The 18,780-nt window shown below is 69.5% G+C and carries 19 protein-coding genes; 15 read left to right on the forward strand and 4 right to left on the reverse strand.

Features of this window, described 5'->3' with window-relative positions; all coding sequences use genetic code 11:
• Window positions 1-131: 131 nt before the first annotated feature.
• Entirely contained in the window at window positions 132-1,133 is a 1,002-nt protein-coding gene (gene rfaD / locus ASD38_RS13590; protein ID WP_056460606.1) for an ADP-glyceromanno-heptose 6-epimerase, read from the reverse strand.
• A 62-nt stretch (window positions 1,134-1,195) separates the two neighbouring features.
• Between rfaD and ASD38_RS13595 the strand changes: the two genes are divergently transcribed.
• The 6 genes from ASD38_RS13595 to sseA all read left to right on the forward strand — a co-directional run bounded on the left by ASD38_RS13595 (window position 1,196) and on the right by sseA (window position 7,153).
• Complete coding sequence (locus ASD38_RS13595) at window positions 1,196-2,632, forward strand: cryptochrome/photolyase family protein (RefSeq protein WP_082560765.1); 1,437 nt, start codon at window positions 1,196-1,198, stop codon at window positions 2,630-2,632.
• 88 nt (window positions 2,633-2,720) lie between these two features.
• Complete coding sequence (locus tag ASD38_RS13600) at window positions 2,721-3,956, forward strand: SAM-dependent methyltransferase (RefSeq protein WP_056460612.1); 1,236 nt, start codon at window positions 2,721-2,723, stop codon at window positions 3,954-3,956.
• 165 nt (window positions 3,957-4,121) lie between these two features.
• The gene (locus tag ASD38_RS13605; RefSeq protein WP_056461435.1) at window positions 4,122-4,403 is read left to right on the forward strand and encodes a hypothetical protein; all 282 of its coding nucleotides are present in this window, start codon (window positions 4,122-4,124) and stop codon (window positions 4,401-4,403) included.
• 116 nt (window positions 4,404-4,519) lie between these two features.
• Entirely contained in the window at window positions 4,520-5,518 is a 999-nt protein-coding gene (locus ASD38_RS13610) for a cysteine synthase A (RefSeq protein WP_056444277.1), read from the forward strand.
• Between the two features lie 102 nt (window positions 5,519-5,620).
• Window positions 5,621-6,193 (forward strand): peptidoglycan recognition protein family protein, encoded by a 573-nt coding sequence (locus ASD38_RS13615; protein WP_056460615.1) that lies wholly within the window; start codon window positions 5,621-5,623, stop codon window positions 6,191-6,193.
• 99 nt (window positions 6,194-6,292) lie between these two features.
• Window positions 6,293-7,153 (forward strand): 3-mercaptopyruvate sulfurtransferase, encoded by an 861-nt coding sequence (gene sseA / locus ASD38_RS13620; protein WP_056460618.1) that lies wholly within the window; start codon window positions 6,293-6,295, stop codon window positions 7,151-7,153.
• A gap of 151 nt (window positions 7,154-7,304) precedes the next feature.
• On the opposite strand, the gene ASD38_RS13625 is transcribed toward sseA, so the two are convergent.
• Entirely contained in the window at window positions 7,305-7,976 is a 672-nt protein-coding gene (locus ASD38_RS13625) for a hypothetical protein (protein ID WP_056460621.1), read from the reverse strand.
• Between the two features lie 297 nt (window positions 7,977-8,273).
• Between ASD38_RS13625 and ASD38_RS23415 the strand changes: the two genes are divergently transcribed.
• The 5 genes from ASD38_RS23415 to ASD38_RS13645 all read left to right on the forward strand — a co-directional run bounded on the left by ASD38_RS23415 (window position 8,274) and on the right by ASD38_RS13645 (window position 12,352).
• The gene (locus ASD38_RS23415; protein ID WP_082554832.1) at window positions 8,274-8,444 is read left to right on the forward strand and encodes a DUF1843 domain-containing protein; all 171 of its coding nucleotides are present in this window, start codon (window positions 8,274-8,276) and stop codon (window positions 8,442-8,444) included.
• A 60-nt stretch (window positions 8,445-8,504) separates the two neighbouring features.
• Window positions 8,505-8,687 carry a DUF1843 domain-containing protein gene (locus ASD38_RS13630; protein ID WP_056444290.1) on the forward strand — a complete coding sequence of 61 codons (183 nt, stop codon included), beginning with the start codon at window positions 8,505-8,507 and terminating at the stop codon, window positions 8,685-8,687.
• 215 nt (window positions 8,688-8,902) lie between these two features.
• The gene (locus ASD38_RS13635) at window positions 8,903-10,387 is read left to right on the forward strand and encodes a GDL motif peptide-associated radical SAM/SPASM maturase (protein ID WP_056461438.1); all 1,485 of its coding nucleotides are present in this window, start codon (window positions 8,903-8,905) and stop codon (window positions 10,385-10,387) included.
• Between the two features lie 178 nt (window positions 10,388-10,565).
• Complete coding sequence (metC, locus tag ASD38_RS13640; RefSeq protein WP_056461440.1) at window positions 10,566-11,729, forward strand: cystathionine beta-lyase; 1,164 nt, start codon at window positions 10,566-10,568, stop codon at window positions 11,727-11,729.
• Between the two features lie 77 nt (window positions 11,730-11,806).
• Window positions 11,807-12,352: a DUF1697 domain-containing protein gene (locus tag ASD38_RS13645; protein ID WP_056444294.1), complete on the forward strand. Its 546-nt coding sequence runs from the start codon at window positions 11,807-11,809 to the stop codon at window positions 12,350-12,352.
• On the opposite strand, the gene ASD38_RS13650 is transcribed toward ASD38_RS13645, so the two are convergent.
• Window positions 12,349-13,035, reverse strand: coding sequence for a hypothetical protein (locus tag ASD38_RS13650; RefSeq protein WP_056460624.1), 687 nt, complete (start codon window positions 13,033-13,035; stop codon window positions 12,349-12,351). The genes ASD38_RS13645 and ASD38_RS13650 overlap by 4 nt on opposite strands.
• Window positions 13,036-13,233: 198 nt before the next feature.
• Between ASD38_RS13650 and ASD38_RS13655 the strand changes: the two genes are divergently transcribed.
• Genes ASD38_RS13655 through ASD38_RS13670 form a run of 4 tightly spaced genes read left to right on the forward strand, consistent with a single transcriptional unit; the run spans window position 13,234 to window position 17,307 of the window.
• Entirely contained in the window at window positions 13,234-13,602 is a 369-nt protein-coding gene (locus ASD38_RS13655) for a BlaI/MecI/CopY family transcriptional regulator (RefSeq protein ID WP_056444300.1), read from the forward strand.
• The gene (locus ASD38_RS13660) at window positions 13,592-15,364 is read left to right on the forward strand and encodes a M56 family metallopeptidase (protein WP_056460627.1); all 1,773 of its coding nucleotides are present in this window, start codon (window positions 13,592-13,594) and stop codon (window positions 15,362-15,364) included. The genes ASD38_RS13655 and ASD38_RS13660 overlap by 11 nt, the downstream gene beginning before the upstream one ends.
• A 42-nt stretch (window positions 15,365-15,406) precedes the next feature.
• On the forward strand, window positions 15,407-16,975 hold the full coding sequence (locus ASD38_RS13665; RefSeq protein ID WP_056460630.1) for a GMC oxidoreductase: 1,569 nt from the start codon (window positions 15,407-15,409) through the stop codon (window positions 16,973-16,975).
• On the forward strand, window positions 16,972-17,307 hold the full coding sequence (locus tag ASD38_RS13670; protein WP_056460634.1) for a hypothetical protein: 336 nt from the start codon (window positions 16,972-16,974) through the stop codon (window positions 17,305-17,307). The genes ASD38_RS13665 and ASD38_RS13670 overlap by 4 nt, the downstream gene beginning before the upstream one ends.
• A 171-nt stretch (window positions 17,308-17,478) precedes the next feature.
• On the opposite strand, the gene ASD38_RS13675 is transcribed toward ASD38_RS13670, so the two are convergent.
• Entirely contained in the window at window positions 17,479-18,780 is a 1,302-nt protein-coding gene (locus tag ASD38_RS13675) for a DUF5690 family protein (protein ID WP_056460637.1), read from the reverse strand.

Below are 18,780 nucleotides of genomic sequence, written 5' to 3' on the forward strand. Positions count from 1 at the left end.
TGAGATTCGCGGACGCCCGAACGCCCCCTCCGTCGCGTCGCCGATGGCGCGCCGACCTTCTCCTCACCCGCATCGCGGGGAAGGTGGCGCGATGCGAATACGCATCGTGACGGAGGGGGCGTTCGGCGGAGCTACCGATACGGATCATCCGTGTTCAGGAACCCCGCCACATAGTCCTCCACGCCGTCCTCCAGCGAGGTCATCGGCGCGTTGTAGCCGGCGGCGCGCAGGCGGCTCATGTCGGCCTCGGTGAAGTACTGGTACTTGCCGCGCAGCACTTCGGGCATGTCGAAATAGTCGATGTCGGGCTCGCGGCCCACGGCGCGGAAGGTGGCCTCGGCCAGGGCCTTGAACGAGCGGGCCTTGCCCGAACCCAGGTTGTAGACGCCGTTGACGTGCGGGCTCTTGGCCAGCCAGGCGACCACGTCGGCCACGTCGCGCACATAGACGAAGTCGCGCAGTTGGCCGCCGTCCTCGTAGTCGGGGTGATGCGACTTGAACAGCCGCACGCCCTCGCCCGCCGCCACCTTGGGCCAGATCTGGCAGACCACCGACTTCATGCCGGCCTTGTGGTCCTCGTTGGGGCCGTAGACGTTGAAGAACTTCAGTCCCACCCACTGGGTCGGGGCGTGGCCGCGGGCGGCTTCGCGCACGGCGTAGATGTCGAACAAGGCCTTGGACCAGCCGTAGGCGTTCAGCGGCCGCAGGGCCTTGAGGCTGTCGAGATCGTCCTTGCCGTCGAAGCCCTGCTGGCCGTCGCCATAGGTGGCCGCCGACGAGGCGTAGATCAGCCGGCGCTTGTGCAGGGCGCACCAGCGCCACAGGTCGCGCGACAGCACGAAGTTGGACTCCACGATCAGATCGGCGTCCGGTTCGGTGGTCGAGGAGACCGCGCCCATGTGGATGACAAGCTCGACCTCCTCGCCGCGTTCGGCCAGCCACTCGAACAGGTCCTCGGGCGGCACGAAGTCGGCGATCGGCGACTTGGCCAGGTTGCGCCACTTGTTCTCGGCCGCCTCGCCCAGCCAATCGCAGACCACCACGTCGAGGCTGTCGTCCTCGCACAGCTTGGCCACGATGTTGGAGCCGATAAAACCGGCGCCGCCGGTGACGAGGATGACGCGTCTGGACATGTCAGGCGTTATGGCACAGGGGGCGGTGGGGGCAAGGTATTGGGTTGGGCGTCGGAGTGAACGTGCGGATCGATCAGGACGGCCCCATCATCGTCTGGCTGCGCCACGACCTGCGCCTGGCCGACAATCCCGCCCTCGTGGCGGCGGCGGCGACCGGCCGGCCGGTGATCCCGCTCTACATCCTGGACCAGACGCCCGGCGCGCGCCCGATGGGCGGCGCGACCGCGTGGTGGCTGGACAAGTCGCTGGCCGCCCTGGACGGGTCCCTGCGGACGATCGGCTCGCGGTTGATCCTGCGGCGCGGACCGGCCCGCGCGGTGATGGAGGACGTCGTCGCCCATACGGGAGCGGCGGCCGTGGTCTGGAACCGGCTGTACGACGCCGCGTCGATCGATCGGGACAGCGAAATCAAGGCTTGGCTGAAGGACGACGGGATCGCCTGCGAGAGCTTCAACGCCGGCCTGCTGAACGAGCCCTGGACGGTGAAGAACGGTTCGGGCCAGCCCTACAAGGTTTTCACGCCTTACTGGCGGGCCGCTCGCGAGCAGCTGCATCACGTCCACCTCGAGCCGGCGCCCGAGCGCCTGACCGCGCCGGAGTCCTGGCCGCGCGCCGAGTCGCTGGAGGACTGGGGCCTGCATCCGACCAAGCCCGACTGGTCCGAGGGCTTCGACCTGTGGACGCCCGGCGAGGCCGGCGCCCGCGCGCGGTTGGACCATTTCCTGTCGGGACCAGTCCAGGCCCATGACCGCCAGCGCGACCTGCCCGGGGTCGAGGCGACATCGCGCCTGTCGCCGCATCTTCATTTCGGCGAGATCGGCCCGCGCCAGGTGTGGGTCGCGGCCCGCACCGCCGCCGAGGCCGGCGACGCGCCCAAGGGTCAGGTCGATAAGTTCCTGTCCGAGATCGGCTGGCGGGAGTTCAACCATTCGATCCTGTTCCACGACCCCGACCTGCCGAAGGCGAATTTCCGGCCGGAGTTCGACCGCTTTCCCTGGATTCGCGACGACGCCGCCTTCCAGACCTGGAGCCGCGGCGAGACCGGCTATCCGATCGTCGACGCCGGGATGCGCGAGCTGTGGGCGACCGGGTTCATGCACAACCGTGTCCGGATGATCGTGGCCTCGTTCCTGGTCAAGCACCTGCTGATCGACTGGCGCGAGGGCGAGGCCTGGTTCTGGGACACCCTGGTCGACGCGGATCTCGCCAACAACGCCGGCAACTGGCAGTGGGTCGCGGGCTGCGGGGCCGACGCCGCGCCCTATTTCAGGATCTTCAACCCGATCGCCCAAGGCCAGAAGTTCGACCCCGCCGGCGCCTATGTCCGCCGCTGGGTTCCGGAGTTGGCCGACCTGCCCGACGCCCTGATCCATGAGCCCTGGAAAGCTTCACCGCAACCAAGCGCGGCCGCCAAGCGTATCTATGCGGAACCGATCGTGGGGCATTCGGCGGCGCGCGAACGCGCGCTTGAGGCCTATCGCAGCCTTAGGGGAGACTAGGTCTCTCGCACGGCTGGGTGGTCCCCCCCATTTACAGGTCGGTTCCGAGAGTTCTTACTTTCGTTCTCGCGTTAGGGATGGACCGTCGATGACCGATATCCTGCCTTCGACCTGGCTGGCCACGGCCCGCGATCCGGAACTGCGTCGCGCTCCGGCCGCCTTCCGCACCGCCCTCCGCCTCGCCGTGGAGAATTGGACGGCGGGAAACCTGACCTTCGTCCTGCCCTCGGGCAAGGCGCTGCGGATCGTCGGCAAGGCGCCGGGTCCGGAGGCCGTGATCCGCGTCCACGACTATCGATTCATCCGCCGGGCCCTGGCGTCCGGCGGCATTGGCTTCGCCGAGGGCTACATGGCCGGCGAGTGGGACACGCCCGACCTGTCGGCGGTGCTGGAGGCCTTCTCGCTGAACTTCGACCGGCTGACCGCCCTGGTGCGCGGCAACCCGCTCATGCACACGATCAACAAGCTCTATCACCTGTTCCATCGCAACGACCGGCAGGGGTCGCGCAAGAACATCCACGCCCACTACGACCTGGGCAACAGCTTCTATGCGCGCTGGCTCGACCCCAGCATGACCTATTCCTCGGCCCTGTACGAAGCGCCCAGCCAGCCGCTGGACCAGGCCCAGCGCGCCAAGTACGCGGCCCTGGCCCAGTCGATCGCCCTCAAGCCAGGCCAGCACGTGCTGGAGATCGGCTGCGGCTGGGGCGGCTTCGCCGAGTTCGCGGCCAAGGAGGTCGGCGCCAAGGTGACCGGCATCACCATCTCCCAGGCCCAGCACGACTTCGCCAGGCAGCGCCTGTTCGACCAGGGCCTGGCCGAGAAGGCCGACATCCGGCTGGTCGACTATCGCGACGTGCAGGGCCAGTTCGACAGCGTCGCCTCGATCGAGATGTTCGAGGCGGTGGGCGAGGAATACTGGCCGACCTATTTCGGCAAGATCCGCCAGGTGCTGTCGCCCGGCGGCCGGGCCGGCCTGCAGATCATCACCATCCGCGACGAGCTGTTCGCCCGCTATCGCACCCACACCGACTTCATCCAGCGCTACGTCTTCCCGGGCGGCATGCTGCCCAGCGAGGCCCGCCTGCGCCAGGAGACCGACGCCGCCGGCCTTGCCTGGACCGACGTCACGCGCTTTGGCCAGAACTACGCCGACACCCTGGCCGAATGGGCCGCCCGGTTCGAGGCCGCCTGGGACGACATCAAGGGCCAGGGCTTCGACGAGCGGTTCCGGCGGCTGTGGCGGTTCTATCTCAGCTATTGCGAGGCCGGCTTCCGGACCGAACGCACCAATGTGATCCAGCTGGGGCTTTCCCGGGTTTAGCGGAGCCGTCCCCTAGAGCCTGTAAGGCTCTAGCTCAAACACGTAGAGCGTGACAGGCGCCGAAACCGGCATCCACTTTCGGCTGTCACGCCCTAGCAAACGGAAGCGCGCGTCCCGACCTCTGGTGTGCGCAAGCTGTGCGAACGCGTAACCGAGGTCGGCCCGATGAACCTCTACACCCTGGTCCTGGATTTCCACGGCGGCACCTACATCACCCAGTTCGAGGCGCAGGCGCCGACCGACGCGGTCGCCGCCTGGTGCCGCGAGCTGGAGGAGGAACAGCTGCTGGGAGAGGCGTCCTTCCCCGTGGCCGAGGGCATCATGGTCGACGCCATCGAAAACCACCTGGTCGAGGTGGAAGGCCTGCACGGCGCCTGGTGCGCGGCGGCCACCGTCAACGGCAACCTGGCCCTGCTGAACGTGATCATCACCCAGCGGATCGACTGAAGCCCGCCTTCGCAAACCCTGAAACCGCGGGCGACGCCTTCAGGAAAACTGGCCTTGCTTGTGAGCCGCGCATCACGATCTACCATCCCGACCTCCCGCGCGGCCGGAATGAGCAGATGACCGTAAAGACCAGTGTCCTGGATGCTATCGGCGACACGCCGCTGATCCGCCTCAACCGCGCCAGCGACGCCACCGGCTGCGAGATTCTCGGCAAGGCCGAGTTCATGAACCCCGGCCAGTCGGTCAAGGACCGCGCGGCCCTGGGCATCATCCGCGACGCCGAGGCGCGAGGTTTGCTGCGGCCCGGCGGCCGGATCGTCGAGGGCACGGCCGGCAATACCGGCATCGGCCTGGCCATGGTCGCCTCGGCCCTCGGCTACAAGACCACCATCGTCATCCCGCGCACCCAGAGCCAGGAGAAGAAGGACGCCATCCGCCTGCTCGGCGCCGAGCTGGTCGAGGTGGACGCCGTCCCCTATTCCAACCCCGACAACTATGTCCGTTATTCGGGCCGCCTGGCCGAGGAACTGGCCAGGACCGAGCCCAACGGCGCGATCTGGGCCAACCAGTTCGACAACGTCGCCAACCGCCAGGCCCATTTCGAGACCACCGGGCCGGAGATCTTCGAGCAGACCGACGGCGGGGTCGACGGCTTCATCTGCGCGATCGGCTCGGGCGGCACCCTGGCCGGCGTCGCCGCCGCCCTGCGGGCCCGCAAACCGTCGGTGAAGATCGGCCTGGCCGACCCGCACGGCGCGGCGCTGTACAGCTGGTACGCCGACGGCGAGCTGAAGTCGGAGGGGACCTCGATAAGCGAGGGCATCGGCCAGGGCCGGATCACCGCCAACCTCGAAGGCCTGGCCGTCGACCTTCCGTTCCGGATCAGCGACGAGGAGATGCTGGAGCAGGTCTTCGACCTGGTGCGGCACGAGGGCCTGTGCCTGGGCGGCTCGACCGGCGTCAACGTGGCCGGCGCCGTGCGCATGGCCAAGGCCATGGGCCCCGGCCACACCATCGTGACCATCCTCTGCGACCACGGCTCGCGCTACCAGAGCAAGCTGTTCAACCCCGCCTTCCTGGCCGAGAAGGGTCTGCCGACCCCGCCCTGGATGTAAGGCCAAGCTCGGCATGAGGGCGTCGCGCCGTCACTGACCGAAAAGTTGCAGAATTCAACCGCCCGGTGCAGGATCGACTCGAAGTCGCACCGGGAGGGCCTGATGGCTTGGAAGGGTATTGTCGGCAAGAGCTTCACGCCCGAGGCTTTCGAAACCTATTGCGCGAGTTTGAAGTGGTCGACCTGGCGGCCCAACTTCATCGTGCTCCACAATACCGGCGTGCCGTCCCTGGACCAGCGCCCGCAGGGCCTGACCCAGCAACACATCGCCAATCTCGAGGCCTACTACCGCGACAGTCAGAAATGGAGCGCGGGCCCGCACCTGTTCGTCGATGACAAGCAGATCTGGGTGTTCACGCCCCTGACCGTGTCGGGCGTCCATTCGCCCAGCTGGAACAGCGTGGCCCTGGGCGTCGAGATGCTGGGCGACTTCGACAAGGACGCGTTCGACACCGGCCGCGGGGCCAAGGTGCGCGACAATGTCGTGGCCGCCATGGCGACCCTCTCGGCCGTGCTGGGCCTGGACCCCAACACCATGCGCCTGCATCGCGAGGACCCGAAGACGACGCACGCCTGTCCGGGCAAGAACGTCAAGAAGCTCGAGGTCATCCAGCGCGTTCAGGACAAGATCGAGCAGGAGGCTCAGGAGCACAGCCTCACCGAGGCTCACCCCTAAGGGTTTTTCAAACCGTAGGATGGCTTGCCCCACAACGCCGATCGCGTGATCTTGCCCGCCTTCTAGAAGGGGCGAGTCAGACCCCGAAAGGCTTTTGTCATGACCCCTGCCGATCCGCTCGTCTCGACCGCCTGGCTGGCCGATCACCTCGACGCGCCGGACGTCCGCATCGTCGACGGCTCGTGGCACATGCCCGCCGCCAAGCGCGACCCGCGGGCCGAATACGACCTGGCCCACATTCCCGGCGCGGTGTTTTTCGACATCGACGAGATCGCCGACGAGACCTCGGACCTGCCGCACATGCTGCCCAGTCCGATCAAGTTCGCCTCGCGGGTCAAGAAGCTGGGCCTGGGCGACGGCTCGCGGATCGTCGTCTACGACACCAGCGGCATCCTGCCGGCCGCTCGGGTCTGGTGGGAGTTCCGGGCCATGGGCCACGAGGACGTGGTGGTGCTGGACGGCGGCCTGCCCAAGTGGATCGCCGAGGGCCGGCCGGTCGAGGACCTGCCCGTCGCCCCGCAGGAGCGCCACTTCACCCCGCGCTTCCAGGCCGACATCGTCCGCTCGATCGACCAGATGAAGCGCAACCTGGAGACCGGGCGCGAGCAGGTGATCGACGCCCGTTCCGCCGGCCGCTTCACCGGCCAGGATCCCGAGCCCCGCGCCGGCCTGCGCGGCGGCCACATCCCCGGTTCGCGCAACGTGCCGCTGTCGGCCCTGCTGGCCCCCGACGGAACCCTGCTGTCGGCCGACAAGCTGACCGCGGTGTTCGCGGCGGCCGGGGTCGACATCGACAAGCCGATCACCACCACCTGCGGCTCGGGCATCACGGCGGCCGTGGTCTCCCTGGCCCTGGCCCGCCTCGGCAAGCCCCGGGCGGCGGTCTATGACGGCTCCTGGACCGAATGGGGCGGCCGCGAGGACGTGCCGGTGGCCACGGGCCAGGCGGCGCCGGTCTAGGCCGCACCGAGTTTCACGCTCGGATGCTTGGTCCTCGTCCTTCGACAGGCTCAGGACGAGGACCATTGATAGGTCGAGGCGTTGGAAAAACCTCATCCCGAGCCTGTCGAAGGACGAGGTTTTCGCCCGGCACGCTGAATGCCGATTGGTGCTAGACCGACTCCCAGAGCCCCAGCTCGCGGCCCGCCAGGCCCTCGGCGGCGACCGGCAAGCCGCGCAGCCAGGCGGCCCGGGCGAAGGCCCGGTTGCTGGTCGAGACCGAGGCGATGACGATCCGCCGCCGCCGGGCCTCTTGCTCCAACCGCGCCAGGACGGGCGGCAGCAGGCCGGGCAGCACGGCGTTCATCATGCAATAGACGTCGGCGGCCGGCCACGCGGCCGTCAGCAGGTCGCCCGCCGCGAAGGTCAGCCGGGCCAGGCCCAGGGCCCGGGCCGCGCGCGCGGCTTCCGCCGCCCGCTCGGGGACCAGCTCCAGCCCATGGGCGGTCAGGTCGTGGCGCAGGACGCCGTAGAGGCCGAACCGCCCGTAGCCGCTGCCCAGGTCCAGCAGCCGCAGGCCGGGGCGAGCCTCGACCTCAGGGCCCAACGCGCGATAGAAGGCCCGCACCACCTCATAGGCCAGGTCGCCCTGGCTGAAGCGCTGCACGCCGTGGCGGTCCAGCAGGCCCAGGGTGTCGAGCCTCCCTTCGACCGTCGCGATCCGCAGGTCCAGAACCGCGTCCAGCGCGGCATCGTCGATCGGCGCGTCCGTCCGGTCCAGCGCCAGGACTAGCCGCCGCGCGGCCTCCCGGTCCACGCCCGGCCCGCTCTCGATCGTGTTCATAACGGTTCCCGCCCCGGCCGACGATATGAACGCTATGCTATCATAAAATCTCCACACACTCATGAGTTGACAAACCCGGACCTTTCCCCGAACGTCCCGGTCAGGAGGAGGGATCGCGATCTTCCTCCGCCGCCAACGGCGTGATCGGCCGTGGCGAGACATCGTCAGTGCTCGTCTATCGCTTCAATCCGTCCGCCGAACGAAGTCTGGGGTGGGATCCGGGTCACGACGCCCCGCGTCGGGAGACGACGCCTGCCGCCCGCATTCGGCGCGCCCCAAACATCCTGGAGTTCCCCCATGACGCCGAGACCGCTCTACGCCTCCGCCATCACCGACGCCATCGCCGGCGGCGACCTGGACCAGCTGCGCAAGCTGCAGTCCCTGGCCGAGGCCCACCTCGAAGAATACGGCGACATCGGCGCCCTGCTGGCCCAACTCAAGGTCGAGATCGCCAAGCTGAAGCGCTGACCGCCCGCGATCGACCCGACCACAACAGCCCCCGGACCCGGGAGGCACGGAGGAAACACCATGAGCATCAAACCCTACGGCGTCGCCGTGACCGACGCGATCGCCTCGGGCGAACTGTCCCGCCTGAAGGAAGCCGAGGCCGCCGCCGAGGCCCACCTGAAGGAGTACGGCGACATCCCCACCCTGCTGGCCCTGCTGAAGGTGGAGATCGCCAAGCTCGAAAAAGGCCGCGCCAAGTCCTGAGCCGCTTGCCGACCCGTCTCATCGCCAATGGAAGGTCATGACCATGGCCATCGTCATTCTCTACGGACAAGCCATCACCGACGGCATCGCCAAGCTCGAAGGCCGCTGACGCCATTGCTCCTCCTCCGGGACGCGGGGCCGTGACGGCCGCGCGTCCCGTCTTTGTTTCCGAACCGACCGCTCGAAGGACCGACGCGATGACGGACACACTTTCCGTGGCTCCTGGCTCCGCGGCTCCTGGCGCGCCGCCGCCCGCCGGCAAGCCCGTCCGCTACCGGGTGGAGCGCGACTACACCGAGCTGGTGCCGGTCCACGTGGTCTGGGAAGTCACCCTGGCCTGCAATCTCAAATGCCAGCACTGCGGCTCGCGGGCCGGCCGCCCCCGGTCGGACGAGCTGACCACCGTCGAGGCGCTGGAGCTGATCGACCACCTGGCGGAATTGGGCACGCGCGAGCTGACCCTGATCGGCGGCGAGGCCTATCTGCGCCGCGACTGGATCGAGCTGATCCGCCGCAGCCGCGACCACGGCATCCGCACCGGCATCCAGACCGGGGCCCGCAACCTGACCGACAAGCGCCTGGACGAGGCCGCCGAGGCGGGCCTGCAGGGCGTGGGCGTGTCCATCGACGGCCTGCCCGACCTGCACGACCGGGTGCGCGGCGTCCCCGGCTCCTACGACCAGGCGATCGACGCGCTCAAGCGCGCCAAGGCCCGGGGCATGGCCGTGTCGGTCAACACCCAGATCGGGGCCGAGACCGCCCAGCATCTGCCCGAGCTGATGGACCGCATCATCGAGGCGGGCGCCACCCACTGGCAGATCCAGCTGACGGTGGCCATGGGCAACGCCGTCGACAATCCCGAACTGCTGATGCAGCCCTACCAGCTGCTGGAGGTCATGCCCCTGCTGGCCCGGCTGTACCGCGAGGGCGAGGCGCGGGGCCTGTTGATGGTGGTGGGCAACAACATCGGCTATTTCGGCCCCTACGAGCACATCTGGCGCGGGTTCGGCGACGACACCGACCACTGGAACGGCTGCTCGGCCGGCCAGACCGGCATCGGCATCGAGGCCGACGGCACGATCAAGGGCTGCCCGTCCCTGGCCACCTCGCTCTATTCTGCCGGCAACGTCCGCGACATGAGCGTGGCCGACATCTGGCGGCACAGCGAGAAGATGAGCTTCGGGCGGGTGCGCGACGTCGAGGAGCTGTGGGGCTATTGCCGCACCTGCTACTACGCCGACGTCTGCCGGGCCGGCTGCACCTGGACCTCGGAATCGCTGCTGGGCAAGCGCGGCAACAATCCCTACTGCCATTATCGCGCCCTGGACCTGGCCAAGCACGGCCTGCGCGAGCGGGTGGTCAAGATCAAGGACGCGCCGCCCGAAAGCTTCGCGGTCGGCGAGTTCGCGCTGATCACCGAGGCCATCCCCGGAGCCGAGGTCACGCCCCTGCCCGAACGCGATCCGGCCGCCGTGCACGTGGCGGTCCGCGAACGCTCGGCGGCTGGCGGCGCCCTGCCGCCCAGCCTCAAGCCCTGCCGGGCCTGCGCCGGCTACATCTGGCCCCACGAGACCACCTGCCCGCACTGCGACGCCGACGTCGCGCAGGCCGAGGCCGCGCACGGCGTCGACAGCGAACGCCGCCGCGCCCTGATCGCCGAGGCCACCCGCGTCTTCGCCAAGCTGAGCGTCGGGGCCTGATTGGGGACACGCACCCATCCCACGGCTCATGCCTGGCTTGCATCGGCCGTGGGATGGGTGCGTGTCCCCAGTCCCACCACAGGCTCTCTCCTGCCCCGGACGGATTTCCTGCCTTGAACCGGCTCGCCCCCACGCCGTACACGACAAGGGCTTAGCCGTCGTCGAGTCCGCCATGCCCCTGGATGAAGAAACCCGCCTGATCCGCAAGGGCGCCCCGCCCAAGGGCGGCACGGTGCTGGCCCGCACGGTCAATCCGCCGGTCCAGCGCGGCTCGACGGTGCTGATGCCCAACGCCGCCTCGCTGTACGACGACGACCAGCTGACCTACGGCATCACCGGCCTGTCCTCGCCGGCCAACCTGCAGCTGGCCCTGGCCGAGCTGGAGGGCTCGCCCGACGTGACGCTGTACCCATCCGGCCTGGCGGCGATCACCGGCGTCATGCTGGCCCTGCTGAAGGCCGGCGACGAGATCCTGGTGGTCGACAGCGCCTACAAGCCCACCCGCCGGTTCTGCGACCGGGTGCTGACGCGGTTCGGCGTCAAGACCACCTACTACGACCCCGCCCTGTCGCCGCAGGCGCTGATGGCCCTGTGCACCCCGGCCACGCGGATGATCCTGCTGGAGGCCCCCGGCTCGCTGACCTTCGAGATGCAGGACATCCCGGCCATCGCCGCCGCCGCCAACGCCCGCGGCGTCCTGACCCTGATCGACAACACCTGGGCGGCCGGCTTCTACTTCAAGCCCCTGGCCCACGGGGTGACCATCAGCGTCCAGGCCCTGACCAAATATGTCGGCGGCCACTCCGACGTGTTCATGGGCAGCGCCGCCACCGCCGACAACGTGATCGGCAACCAGCTGGGCGACGCGATGTGGGACATCGGCTGGTCGGTGTCGCCCGACGACGCCTACACGGTGCTGCGCGGCCTGCGCACCCTGGCCACCCGCCTGCCCGCCCACCAGGACGCCGGCCTGAAGATCGCCCGCTGGCTGCAAGGCCGTCCCGAGGTGGCCCGGGTTCTGCACCCGGCCCTGGAGAGCGATCCGGGCCACGCCCTGTGGAAGCGCGACTTCACCGGCGCCTGCGGCCTGTTCGGCGTGGTGCTCAAGCCCGCCTCGCAGAAGGCCGTCCACGCCTTCCTCGACGCACTGGAGCTGTTCGGCCTCGGCTTCTCGTGGGGCGGCTACGAGAGCCTGGCCATCCACTGCGATCCGCAGCTGAAGAACCGCTCGGTTCCGGCGGCCCTGGAAGGCCCGCTGCTGCGCCTGCATGTGGGGTTGGAAAGCACGTCCGACCTGATCGCCGACCTGGAGCGCGGCTTCGCGGCGCTCGCCACGGCGTAAATCGATCCGCCCTAAATGATCTGGGACGGCGGGGCCGCGAGGGTCTAGACAACCGCCTCGTTCGAAAGGCCCGCTCCATGACCGTCCACATCGCCCTGCTGCGCGGCGTCAACGCCGCCGGAAACCGCCAGGTGACGGCCGACGAGCTGACCGCCCTGCTGACCGAGCTCGGCCATGCCGAGGTCCGCCCCGGCCCCAAGGTCGGCGACCTGGTGTTCACCAGCGGCGAGCAGACCGGCGCCGAGCTGCAGACCCAGATCGAGACCGCGCTGATGGACCGCTTTTCGCTGCGCACCGACGTCTATGTCCGCACCGCGGAGGCCTGGCGCGCCATGGTCGCCGCCAATCCGTTCCCCGAATTCGCGGCCCAGGACCCCGGCTGGCTGATGGTCCTGTTCCTGAAGGACGCGCCGGACAAGAAGGCCATGGGCGCCCTGCGCGCGGCGATCCGCGGCCGCGAGCAGGCGCGGGCCGAAAGCCGCCAGCTCTACGCGACCTATCCCGACGGGATCGGCGGCTCGAAACTGACCAACGGCCTGGTCGAGAAGACCCTGGGTGCGCGGATCACCGGCCGGAACTGGACCACCGTCCTGGCGCTGGAGGCGATGCTGGACGCCGGCTAGGCCTCCTCGGTCAGGGGCGCCTCCCTGGCCAACAGCGGAAAGAGATCGGTCCCCGCCGGCACGGTCTTGCCCGGCGCGCCGTTGAACGACCAGCCTTTGTAGGTGTCGAATTGGGCGTTGGCCACGGCCGCGCCGGACATGTCGATCATCAGGCTCTGCGACATGGAATATTGCAGCGGCGAACCGGCTTGGACGCCGTCGGTCGAGAATGTGACCATGAACGTGTCGAGCGGCGTGATGACGTCCTCGGCCAAGCCGTACAGCGGCACGGCGGCGAAGGGTTGGGGCCAGCCCTCGCCTTCGATCGCGGCCAAGCCGACGTAGAAGAGCAACTTCGTCGTGTTGCGAATGGCCACCGCCCCGGCGAAGCCGTCGCCCGCCACCCTCAACTGCATGCCGTTTTCCACCGTGACGACGTCTCCCAGAGTCACCGCGACCGTCGTGTCGGTGTGCACCGCCGCGCCGCCGCCGATATTCTGATCGGTGATGAAGGCCGCGTATGGCCAGGACAGGGGAATCGCGTTGACGCTCAGGTAGTTGGGGATCGCCATCACGACCAGCGGCACGCCTTCAGCGTTGGTCGCCTGGAACGCCCGCTGCAGGTAGAGGGTGTAGCCCAACGCCTTGAGGTCGCTGAGCGAGGCGTCGCTAAGCGTGATATTGATCGTCTTCACCTCGGCCATGGCGTTCCCCCCGGTTTGGCGGCCTCGAGGCCGCGAGCGAACTGTGCCCGCATCGCGCGCCAAGGCGCAACCAAAAGGGGAAGCTCGCGCGACACGATCATGGCGGGCGTGCGCATTACATATCGTTTACAATCATAATCGCTGATTGACGCCAACGTTTACGTCGGTAATCGTTGCGGGGAACAAGAGGGTTTTCCCATGCGGATCAGCACCGCCGAAAGCGAGATCATGAAAGCGTTGTGGGCCAAGAGCCCCATGACCGCCGAGGAGATCGCCGCCGCCCTGGCCGACGACCAGAACTGGGCCGAGGGCACGGTCAAGGCGCTGCTGAACCGCCTGCTGAAGAAGAACGCCATCGCCGCCGACAAGGACGGCCGGCGCTTCCTCTATCGGCCGATGGTCGCCCAGGGCGACTATGTCCACGCCGAGAGCCAGGGCCTGCTGGACCGCCTGTTCGACGGCCGCCTGGCCCCGCTGGTCAGCCACTTCTCGCAGCGCGAGCGCCTGAGCGACGAAGACGTCGCCGAACTGCGCCGGATCTTGAAGGCGCACGACGATGGCCAATGACCTGCTGACCCTGCTGATCCGCGCCAACCTGGCGATCGGGGCGGCGGTGATCCTGGCGCTGATCCTGCGCCGTCCGGCGCGGCGGCTGTTCGGGGCCCGCGCGGCCTACGCCCTGTGGCTGATCGCGCCGCTGGCGATGGCGGCGTCCCTGCTGCCGGCTCGCACCGTCGTCGTCCAAGCCCCCGCCCCTCCGGCCTCAATCGTCTCGACCGCGGCGGCGCCGATCGGCGCCCCGCCCGCGCCGACGGCGATCCCGTCCCCGCCGCCCGCGCCACCGCCCGCGCCGATCCTTGATCTCGACGGTCCGCTGGTCGCGATCTGGGGCCTGGTCGCCTTGCTGGCCCTGGTCGTCCAGGCCGAGCGCCAGCGGCGGTTCGTCAAGTCGCTGGGCCGCCTGAGGGCCGACGACGGTCTGTTCCACGCCGAGCGCAACGGCGTCGGCCCGGCGGTGATCGGCGCCCTGGCCCCCAAGGTCGTGCTGCCCGCCGATTTCGCCGTGCGCTTCACGCGCGAGGAGCAGGCCCTGATCCTGGCCCACGAGCGCAATCACCTCGCCGTCGGCGACGCCCAGATCAACGCCCTGACCACGGCCCTGCAGTGCCTGTTCTGGTTCAACCCCCTGGTCCACCTGGGCGCCCACCGGTTGCGGGTCGACCAGGAGATCGCCTGCGACGCCGCCGTCCTGACCCGCTTTCCCGTCGCCGGCCGCCAGTATGGCGAGGCGATGCTGAAGACCCAACTGGCGCCCCACGCGCCGCCGCTCGGCTGCCACTGGCCGGCCTCGGCCAACACCCAACTCAAGGAGAGGTTCGTCATGCTCAAGCAGCACCGCCAGGGCCGCGCCCGTCGTCTGATCGGCGGCGGCGCCGTCGCCGCCCTGTCGCTGGGCGTCGCTTTCGCCGTCTGGGCCGCCCAGCCCGCGCGCGAGACCCACGCCTCGGCCAAGGTCTCCCGCCACGACGCGGCCACCTATCGCGAAAGCCCGCTGTACAAGGCCGTCCTGGACGGCGACGCGGCCAAGGCGCGCGACCTGATCGCGGCCGGCGCCGACGTCGACTTTAAGGCCTCGGGCGACGGCACGCCGCTGATCGAGGCGACGCGGCAGGGCCGGGCCGACCTGGTCGACCTGCTTCTGACCCACGGCGCCGACCCCAACCTCGCCTCGCGCGGCGACGGCGCGCCCCTGATCGCAGCCGCCGACGCTGGTCGCGCCGACCTCGCCAAGGCCCTGGTCGAACGCGGCGCCTCGGTCGACGTCTTCGTGCCCGGCGACGGCACGCCGCTGATCAGCGCCATCCGCTCCGGCGACCTGGCCACGGTCCGCTATCTGGTGGACAAGGGCGCGAACGTGAACCAGCCCGCGCCGGGCGACGGCTCGCCGCTGATCGAGGCGGTCCATTCGGGCCGGGCCGAGGTGATCGATCTGCTGCTGGCCAAGGGCGCCGACGCCGGCCTGGCCGTGCGCGGCGACGGCGACCCTCTGATCGCCGCGGCGGGCGCGGGACGGCTGGACCTGGTCAGGACCCTGGTCGAGCACGGCGCCTCGGTGGAGTCCTTCGTGCCCGGCGACGAGACCCCGCTGATCAACGCCGCCCAGTCCGGCGACCTGGAGACGGTCCGCTACCTGGTCGAGAAGGGCGCCGATGTGAATCGCGCCGTCCCGGCCAACAACGGCCAGACCCGCTCACCGATGGGCGAAGCGGTCAGAAAAGGCCACGACGCGGTCGTCGACTACCTCAAGTCCAAGGGCGCGCGCGCTTAAGCGCCGCGCCCAAATCCTCTTCAAAATCAGATCGGAAACACGATGGCTTTCATCGACGCCCGAACCTTGCCCGACGCCAGCCGGATCGAAGCCGACCTGGTGATCATCGGCGGCGGGCTGGCCGGCATCACGCTCGCCAGGGAACTGGCCGGCGGCCCCCTGAAGGTCGCCATCCTGGAGAGCGGCGGCCGTGAGATCGACGAAGAGATCCAGGGCCTCTACGCCGGCACGGCCGTGGTCAAGGCGCCGGACAATCCCGACAAGCCGTTCGACGACTATCCGGTCCAGTCGCGGGCCCGTGTGCTGGGCGGCTCGGGCATGATCTGGGGCGGCAAGTGCGTGCCGCTCGACCCGGCCGACTTCACCGCCCGCGCCTGGGCTCCGCACAGCGGCTGGCCGGTCACCCGCCCGCAGTTGCAGCCGTTCTACGACCGGGCCTGCGATCTGTTGGAAATCCCGCGCTTCGACGCCGACAACAAGATCCTGAAAGACCCGGCCCGACCGCCGCTGGCCCTGGACCCGCAAGACGGCTTCTTCTCGGCCCCGCGCGTCTTCACCCGCTATTCCGGCGGCGCCGACAAGGCCGCCTTCGACCGCTTCCGCACCGACTTCGCCGACGCGCCCAACATCACCGTCTATCTGCACGTCAACGTCACCCAAGTCCGGCTGGGCAAGGACGGCGACAAGGTCGAGGCGCTGGACGTGGCGTGCCTTAACGGCAAGCGCCACACGGCGGTGGGCAGGACCTACGTCCTGGCGGTCGGCGGGATCGAGAACGTGCGGCTGCTGCTGGCCTCGAATGGGGTGCGGCCCGAGGGGATCGGCAACCGCCACGACCTGGTCGGGCGGTTCTTCCAGGGCCATGTGACCTATTCGCTGGACGGCGACGCCGAGACCGAGGGCACGGCGGTCCATGTCTCGCGTCAGCCGTCGATGAGCCTCTATCTGAACCCCGGCCGCACCGGCGCCCACTGCGTGGTGGCGGCCGGCCTGCCGGCCCAGGCGCGGATGGGGACCGGCAATTTCACCGCCACCCTCTACGCGGTCACCGCGACCGGGGCCGGCACGCCGACCGAGGCCGAGACCAGGGCCGTGCGCCAGGTGGCCGCCCGAGTCGACGGAAACAGGCAAGTTGGCGACGGGGGAGACGGCCAGCTTCTCGGCTTCTTCGCCATGTCCGAGCACTTCCCCAATCCCGACAGCCGCGTGACGCTGGATCCGTCGGCCAAGGACCCCCTGGGCATGCCGCGCATCCATCTGGAATGGCGCTACGCCAAGGCCGACTGGGACAGCCTGGAGCGTTCGGCCGCCGGCTTCGGCGACGCCCTGGGCGCGTCGGGCCAGGGCCGCGTCTGCTGGCCGGTCCAGCGCGGCAAGCTGCTCGAGATCTCCAGCGCCTCGCGCCATCACATGGGCACGACGCGGATGAGCGCCGACCCGACGACGGGCGTCGTCGATCCGAACCTGAAGGTGCACGAGACCGCCAATCTCTATGTCGCCGGCAGCTCGGTGTTCCCGACCTCGGGCATCGCCAACCCGACCCTGACGATCCTGGCCCTGGTCATGCGCCTGGCCGATCACCTGAAGCGCGACATGGGAGTCCGCTCATGAGCACCGTCCTCGCCCGCCGCGATCTGCTGGCCGCGCTGCTGGCCGCCACCGCCCTGCCCGGCCTGGCCCACGCCGCCACGCCGCTGCTTCCCGACCTCGACCGCGCCGCCGCCGCGCGGATCGGCAAGGCCTGGCTGGCCGGACGCCCCGACATCGGCTCGGCCGCCCTCGCCCGGCGCCTGTTACCCCACGGCCGCGGCCCGGACGCCCTGCCCGCCCTGCGCCGCCAGGTGTCCGAGGACTTCCGGCGGGGGGCGGTGTTCGTGCATCGCGGCTGGCGGTTGTCGGAGACGGAGGGCGCGCTGTTCGGGCTGCTGGCGCTGGAGGGGTGAATACACTTTCCACCCCTTCTCAGTCGTCATCCCGGGCCTTGTGCCCGGGACCCCTCTGTCCGCCGCGAGTGCGGGGGTGTGGCGCGCCAGCGCGCCAAAGCACTTCACTTGCAAGCTGGACCAGGGGTTCCGGGCACAAGGCCCGGAATGACGGCTGAAATGACGTGCGAACTAGTCGGGCGCCATCGCCTTCGGCAACCTCAGCAGCATCCAAGCCAGCCCGACCCCGACCACGCCGATCACCGAGGTTCCGTAGGCCGCCCCCGCCAGGAATCCGCTCCAGTCCAGCTCCAGCTTGGCGAAGTAGCGGGCCAACAGCAGGGAGACGCTGCCGACATAGCCGCAGGAATCGGCCACGTAGATCAGGAACCCGGCCGTCCCCACCTGCCCCGTCGCGGCGATCAGCCGGTCGAACAGCATGCCGTTGAACGGGGTGTAGGCCATGTAGATCCCCGCCCCGATCGCGATCATCCAGGCCACCGGCCCCAGCAGCCCCACCTGCCGCCCCAGGGTCGCCACGCCCACCACGGCGAAGCCCAGGGCCACGAAGGCGAAGTTGAAGCCGACCGCCCGGCGGTTGTCGCGCACCAGGCTCAGCACGCCCAGACCCACCAGCACGATCGCCGCCACCGGGATCTCCGACAGCGAGAAGATCCCGGCGGCGTTCTTGAAGCCCAGCTCGGCCCAGATCTCGGCGGCGAAGTTGTCGCGGAAGTCGCGCAGGGCGCTCAGCACCACATAGACCGCCACCAGCAGGACCAGGGCCGGGGCGTGGGCGGCGAACATGGCGGCGCGGGCCTTGGCGTCCATCGGGGCGCGGCGCACGCGGGCGGCCTCGTCGGCCGGGGACGGCGGCGGCAGCTGGGTCAGGGCCGCGACGGCCAGCAGCAGCAGCGGGGTGAACATCAGGCCGGTCAGGGCCGGCATCCAGCGCTCGTCGACGCCCTGCAGCAGCAGGCTCTTGCCCACCGACTTCACCACGCCCGAGGCCAGGATGAAGCTGGCGCACAGCATGGCGCCCAGCACCTCCGACACCCGCCGCCCCTCGACGAAGCCGAACACCAGGCCCCAGATCATGCCCAGGCACAGGCCGTTGACGAACAGGGCCAGCGGACCGACGACGGCCGGACCCAGGCTCAGGCCCAGCAGCGACAGCTCCGCCCCGCCGATCAGCGCCAGGATCGCCAGCCAGCGCCGCTCGGGCCGCATCTCGGAGATCACCTTGATGCCGATGATCTTCGACACCGCGTAGCCGGCGACCTGGGCGATCACCAGGGCGACCTTGAAGTCGATGGCCAGCGGCCAGCCGGCGATCGCGTCGTAGTGCGCGGCCGTGAACGGCTTGCGATAGGCGAACATCGAGAAATAGGCCGCGAAGGCCGCCAGCCCGCCGTACAGCGCGAAGGCCCAGGGCGGGGCCTTGGCCAGGGCGCGGGCGATCGGGCCATGACCCTGAACTCTGGCGACGCTCAT

Origin of the sequence: Caulobacter sp. Root487D2Y (assembly GCF_001427165.1) — a bacterium.
Lineage (GTDB): Bacteria > Pseudomonadota > Alphaproteobacteria > Caulobacterales > Caulobacteraceae > Caulobacter.